General features: G+C 53.7%; 1 protein-coding gene. It reads right to left on the reverse strand.

Features of this window, described 5'->3' with window-relative positions; all coding sequences use genetic code 11:
- Nucleotides 1–202: 202 nt before the first annotated feature.
- Nucleotides 203–550 carry a hypothetical protein gene (locus tag ACOCD2_RS24490; protein WP_293653968.1) on the reverse strand — a complete coding sequence of 116 codons (348 nt, stop codon included), beginning with the start codon at nucleotides 548–550 and terminating at the stop codon, nucleotides 203–205.
- Between the last annotated feature and the right edge of the window lie 106 nt (nucleotides 551–656).

Below are 656 nucleotides of genomic sequence, written 5' to 3' on the forward strand. Positions count from 1 at the left end.
TCAGTTGTGGGGACAACTCAGTTTCGGGTTGTAACATGGGCCGTATCAGTCGTGACAGGCTGAGCCTATCACTCATGACCACGTCCTAAGGACGTGGGTTTCTACGCTAAACTAAAAATCTGCGTTCTAAGAACGCAGATTTGCCTTTTTCCCCCTATAAGGGGGCTTTGATGCCAGCCTTCTGAGAAGGCTGGCTGGTGAGTTATCCCATTTCATTGATTACTTGCCCAAGTCCATTTGAACTTGGCGTTGTTCCTGTTTCTCCTGATATTTTGGGGACAAGTCGGAGCGTCTTATCGCTCAGCATCAAGCCTGGTCGCACGTTCTTAACTACGCTCAAGCGCCGGCTGATCGTCTTGCGTCCGACACGAAACCACTTCCCATTCCGCGAGGTGGTGCAATAGTGGGTGAAACCCAGGAAGTCGAAGGTTTCGGCCTTTCTCCTCCCCTGTTCTTTTGCCCACTGCTGCGCCATCGGCCCAAACGCCAGAATCTTGGTCTTCTCCGGCGCGATCTCCAGCCCGTACAGGCCAAGCCTGTTAATGGCCATCTATTCTGACCCACCTACGGCCAACAATTTTGCCCCACCCTGAGGGGCATTCCGGGCCATAGGGCCGTACGCTTTCCGCCATCAGAGACTCATCGATGGGGGAAGC

Source organism: Thiolapillus sp. (assembly GCF_048562965.1).
In the GTDB taxonomy this organism is placed as follows: Bacteria; Pseudomonadota; Gammaproteobacteria; order Chromatiales; family Chromatiaceae; genus Thiolapillus; species Thiolapillus brandeum_A.